6 protein-coding genes are annotated in these 4,903 nt (G+C 70.5%); 5 read left to right on the plus strand and 1 reads right to left on the minus strand.

Annotation, left to right across the window (positions count from 1 at the left end; all coding sequences use genetic code 11):
• Window positions 1-256 (minus strand): hypothetical protein (locus PV341_RS43735; RefSeq protein WP_500360826.1); only part of this gene is annotated, 256 nt, incomplete at its 3' end.
• Window positions 257-331: 75 nt separating this feature from the next.
• On the opposite strand from PV341_RS43735, the gene PV341_RS43740 reads away from it, so the two are divergent.
• The 5 genes from PV341_RS43740 (at window position 332) to PV341_RS43760 (ending at window position 4,749) form a co-directional block, all read left to right on the plus strand.
• Window positions 332-718 (plus strand): roadblock/LC7 domain-containing protein, encoded by a 387-nt coding sequence (locus tag PV341_RS43740; RefSeq protein ID WP_499600269.1) that lies wholly within the window; start codon window positions 332-334, stop codon window positions 716-718.
• The gene (locus PV341_RS43745) at window positions 715-1,077 is read left to right on the plus strand and encodes a DUF742 domain-containing protein (protein ID WP_500322680.1); all 363 of its coding nucleotides are present in this window, start codon (window positions 715-717) and stop codon (window positions 1,075-1,077) included. The genes PV341_RS43740 and PV341_RS43745 overlap by 4 nt, the downstream gene beginning before the upstream one ends.
• A complete protein-coding gene (locus PV341_RS43750; RefSeq protein WP_500360827.1) occupies window positions 1,058-1,681 on the plus strand; it encodes a GTP-binding protein in 624 nt (207 codons plus the stop codon). The genes PV341_RS43745 and PV341_RS43750 overlap by 20 nt, the downstream gene beginning before the upstream one ends.
• 30 nt (window positions 1,682-1,711) lie before the next feature.
• Window positions 1,712-3,178 carry a cytochrome P450 gene (locus PV341_RS43755; RefSeq protein WP_500360828.1) on the plus strand — a complete coding sequence of 489 codons (1,467 nt, stop codon included), beginning with the start codon at window positions 1,712-1,714 and terminating at the stop codon, window positions 3,176-3,178.
• A gap of 500 nt (window positions 3,179-3,678) precedes the next feature.
• Entirely contained in the window at window positions 3,679-4,749 is a 1,071-nt protein-coding gene (locus PV341_RS43760) for a terpene synthase family protein (RefSeq protein WP_500360830.1), read from the plus strand.
• Window positions 4,750-4,903 lie beyond the last annotated feature (154 nt).

The following is a 4,903-nucleotide window of genomic DNA, read 5'->3' on the forward strand; positions in this document are numbered from 1 at the left end:
GTCCCCGGCCCTCCCCGCCCGCCGCCCACGCCTGGGCGGAGGACGACGTGCCGGTCGTGCACGAGAGGACCGCGAACGGACTTCCCCAGCGGCGGCGTCGCGCTGCGGCCCCGATTCCCGCCCCCGGTGCGCGGATGGGCACCGTGCCCGCCGACGGCTCGGTCACTGCCGCGTCGGACCCGAAGCCGGGCAAGGAGCCCGTGCAACCGGGCATGTGGCTGGCGGCCTTCACCAGCGCCGTGTCCGGTGAGAGCACTGCCACCTCCTCTGACAGCAACAGTGACGAAACGTTAGATAAGGGTGAGTAGCCGTGATTCAGCAGCGGGCCAACATGGACTGGATGCTCAAGGACCTGGCGACGGGCGTCCCCGAGACCCGGCACGTCGTGGTGCTGTCCTCGGACGGCCTGCGCATGGCCCAGTACGGCGGCGACACGGACGCGGCCGACCGCCTGGCCGCGGCCTGCGCGGGCCTGCAGAGCCTGGCGGCGGCCATCGCCGGTGAGTTCCCGCACGGCGACGGGCGGATGCGGCTGGTCGTCATCGAGGTGGACGGCGGCTTCTTCTACCTCATGGCGGCGGGCGCGGGTGCGTACCTCGCGGTCCTCGCCGACGAGGGCGTCGACGCCGGGCTCATGGGCAATCGGATGCGGGACCTGGTCGCACGGATCGGCGCGCATCTGACCAGTCCTCCGCGCCGGGACGGGCAGGCCGTATGAGCGACGGTCCTGCGGAGGAGTGGGACAACGGAAACCCCGAGCGGCTCTACGTGGTGACGGGAGGGCGCAGCGGATCCTCGGAAGAGACCGCCATCGACCTGGTCACCCTGGTACGGGCCCGCTCGGGGCCGCCCCCGGGCATGGCGCCCGAACAGGCCGCGATCCTGCGGCTGTGCACCTCTCCCCTGTCCGTCGCCGAGATCTCCGCGTACCTGAACCTCCCGGTCAGCGTGGTGACCGTACTTCTCGCGGATCTGCTGGCCGACAAGCGGGTGGAGGCACGACCGCCGATCGCGCCCGCACTTCTTCCCGACGCTGCACTGATTGAGGCGGTGATGCATGGACTTGAAAGGCTCTGACGCGCTCGGCGTCAGGGTGCCGCGGAGTGAGGACGCTCTGCCGGAATCGGCAGCCGCCGCGGTCAAGATAGTGATCGTGGGGGGCTTCGGGGTCGGCAAGACGACCCTGGTCGGATCGGTCAGTGAGATCCGGCCGCTGTCCACCGAGGAGACGATGACCCAGGCCGGTGTGGGCGTGGACGACATCGTGGGGGTGGAACGCAAGACGGCCACCACGGTGGCCATGGACTTCGGCCGCATCAGCATCAACGACGAACTGGTCCTCTACCTCTTCGGGACACCGGGCCAGCAGCGCTTCTGGTTCCTGTGGAACGGGCTCTTCGAGGGCGCGCTCGGCGCGGTGGTGCTGGTCGACACGCGGCGCCTCGAGGTCAGTTTCGACGTGATAGGGCGGCTGGAGGAGCGCGGAACACCGTTCGTCGTGGCCGTCAACTCCTTCCCGGAGTCGCCCAGTTACCCGCTCGACGAGCTGCGGTCCGCCCTGGACCTGCCGGATCACGTTCCCCTGGTGGAGTGCGACGCCCGGTCCCGCAGCTCCGTCCGTGACGTGCTGATGACGCTCATGCGCCATCTCCACTCCCTCGCCGCCGCATCGGCCCTGTGATCCTTCCCCGCCCGTGATCAGGAGCGTCCCGTGACCACCCCACCCCCCGAATGCCCCGCCCACGGCCTCGGCCCGGGCGGCCTGCGCAGGCTCTACGGCCCCGAGGCCGCCGCAGACCCCATGGCCCTGTACGAGAAGCTGCGCGCCGAGCACGGAACGGTGGCCCCCGTGCTCGTGCACGGTGACCTGAACGCCTGGATCGTCCTGGGACACCACGAGAACCTCGAGGCCATGCGGAACCCCTCGCGGTTCTCCCGGGACTCCCGCATCTGGCGGCACTTCCGCGAGGGCAACGTCGCCATGGACTCGCCGCTGCTGCCGATGGTCGCCTGGCAGCCGCTGTGCGTCTTCGCCGACGGCGCCGAGCACGAGCGGCTGCGCGGAGCGGTCACCACCAGCATGGGCCGCCTCAACCGACGGGGTATCCGTCAGCACATCATCCGCTTCTCCAACCAGTTGGTCGACGAGTTCTGCCAGTCCGGGGAGGTCGAACTGGTCACCCAGTTCGCCGAGCAGCTTCCGGTGCTCGTCATGACCCAGCTGCTGGGCATGCCCGAGGAGTACGGGCCGAAGCTGGTGGAGGCCGGCCGCGACCTGATGCGCGGCACCGAGACGGCGGTGGCCAGCAACGAGTACGTGCTGTCCGCCTGCAAGCAGCTCGTGCAGCGCAAGCGGGCCGACCCCGGCGGCGACCTGACCTCCTGGCTGCTGCGCCATGAGGCGAACCTCACCGACGACGAGGTCGCCGAACACCTGCGGCTGATCCTGATCGCGGCCAACGAGCCCACCGTCAACTTCATCGTCGGCGCGCTCAAGATGGTGCTGACCGACCCCCGTTTCCGGGCCCACCTCTCGGGCGGTCACATGACCCTCCCCGATGCCCTGGAGCAGGTGCTGTGGGACGAGCCGTCGATCGCCGTGGTGCCCGGCCGCTGGGCCACGGGGGCCACCGAGCTGGGTGGTCAGCAGATCGAGGAGGGGGACATGGTGATGTTCGGCATCGCCGCGGGCAACGTCGACCCGCGCGTGCGGCCGGACCTCTCCACCCCCGTGCACGGCAACCGTTCGCACCTGGCCTTCAGCAGCGGCCCGCACGAGTGTCCCGGCAAGGACATCGCCCGGGCCATCGTCGACACCGCCATCGACACGCTGCTGATGCGGCTGCCGGACCTGCGGGTTGCCGTGCCGGAGGAGGAACTGACCTCGCAGGCCGCGTGGATCTCCCGGCACCTGGTGGCCCTGCCCGCGGAGTTCAGCCCGGCCAAGCCGCTCGGTGACCAGGGGCTGGCAGCGGCCGAACCGGCGCCCCGGGAGGTCCGCGTCCCGCAGACGCCCCCGAGGGGGCAGGTGTCCGAGGCCGCTCCGTCGACGACGGCCGAACTGCCCCCGGCGCAGCCGGAACCGGCCTTCGCGCCGCGGCCGGCGGCGGCCGTTCCCCTGCAGCGCCGTTCCTGGTGGCGTGCGCTCGTTTCGCGCCTGGGCGTACGACGGCGGTAGCCGTTGGCACGTGGTGTCTCACTGTGTGACCGGTTCAAGACGGGCGCACGGGCAAATGCGCCCGTGCGCCCGTTCGTGCGCCCTCCATGCCGTAGGGCCATCGTGGCTGGTTCGGCCAAGGTCGAGCATCGGGCGCACACACCTCGCCCATGAACACAACCGGAATGCGCGTCAACTGTCCTTCCCGTGACGCATTTTGGCCTCTTGACTGCTCCGCCATATGCCGGAGTAATTGTCATTTGAATGATCCACTTGTGTTCGATTTCCGCCACGCGTGCGGTGCGTCACAGGTGGAACGGTTGTGACAGCTGAGAGGTGGACGTCAGTGGAGCCCGGGTCCGTTGTTCCACTGGGCCGCCCTCCCGCGGGCCGCTCCGCGCGCTCCGGGCGCGCGGCCCGCGCCTGTTCCTGTCGGTCTACGTTTGGCGCGTTCATGGCAAGGTTGTGCGGAAGGTAGCAGGCGCTGGCCCGCCCTCCCCCAAGCTCGAAGGAGCATGTCCGTGACCACTGTGCCCGCCCTTCAACTGGCGCCCTTCTACTGCCCGATAGCACCGGCTGCCCACCCCCTGGCCGACGACCTGGACCGGGCCACCATCGAGTGGGTCCGCCGCTTCGGCCTGTACGAGGACGAGTCCCAGCGGCTGCGCCTGGAGCACGTCGGAGCCGGCCGCCTTGCCGCGCTCACCTCGCCGTACGGGACCGAGGAGGGGGCGCAGATATCGGCGGACTCCCTGATGTGGCTGTTCGCCTTCGACGACGCCCACTGCGACGAAGGCCGCCTGGGCCGGCGCCCCGGCGAGCTGAGTCGCGTGCTGACCAGGCTGCTGCGCATACTCGAGGCTCCCGAGACACCGTTGTCCCCGAACGGCACGTACTTCTGCTTCGAGGCGGCCTTCCGGGACCTGCGGCTGCGCGTGGGCCGGGTCGCCACCGCCGCGCAGATCGGCCGTTGGACGGACGCGATGCGCATGTACTTCCTGTGCCAGGTGTGGGAGGCGGCCAACCGGGTCGACGGTGCGGCACCCGGCCTCGACGACTACGCACTGCTGCGCATCCACAACGGCGCGATGAAGGTCAGTGTCATGCTGCTCGACGTCGCGGACGGGTACGAGGTGCCCCCGGCCGAGCTGGAGCGGCCGGACGTCCGTGCCCTCACCGAGGCGACCTGTCTGCTGGTCGGCTGGGACAACGACATCCTGTCCTACCGCAAGGAGCACCTGCGCGACGGTGACGACCAGAACCTGCTCGACGTCCTCGCGCACGCCGCGGGCAAGCCCGTCCCCGGCATGGTCTCCGAGGCGATGTTCCTGCGTGACCAGATCATGGTCCTGTTCACGACGCTGAGCGCGCAGGTGCACCGCACGGCATCATCCGAGCTGCAGCGGTACGTGACCTCGCTCGGGCACTGGATCCGGGCGAACCTCGAGTGGGGCACGACCTGCGAGCGCTACCTCAACCCCGAGGATCCCGCCTACCTGCCGACGACCTGGGCGCCGGCGCCGATGCCCGGCAGCGATGCCCCGGTGGACCTCCCGGCGATCTCCTGGTGGTGGAGGCAACTGGAGGACTGACGGACGGCCCCCGCGGGACCGTCCGCACCCTAGGCGCCCTCGTGCCGTCCGTCAGCGGGACGCCACGAGGGCGCCGCCGTTCCCGGGCACGAAGGCGTCGTCGGCGGGGGAGGAGGCCGGGCCGTCGGCGCCGGGGCCGTCGGCGGAGCGGGGG

Origin of the sequence: Streptomyces sp. PA03-1a (assembly GCF_033792805.1) — a bacterium.
Taxonomy (GTDB): domain Bacteria; phylum Actinomycetota; class Actinomycetes; order Streptomycetales; family Streptomycetaceae; genus Actinacidiphila.

Bases quoted from the DNA above. Each gene is read 5' to 3' on its own strand.
- PV341_RS43740 (WP_499600269.1), top strand. From the start codon at position 332: ATGGACTGGATGCTCAAGGACCTGGCGACGGGCGTCCCCGAGACCCGG.
- PV341_RS43745 (WP_500322680.1), top strand. From the start codon at position 715: ATGAGCGACGGTCCTGCGGAGGAGTGGGACAACGGAAACCCCGAGCGG.
- PV341_RS43750 (WP_500360827.1), top strand. From the start codon at position 1,058: ATGGACTTGAAAGGCTCTGACGCGCTCGGCGTCAGGGTGCCGCGGAGT.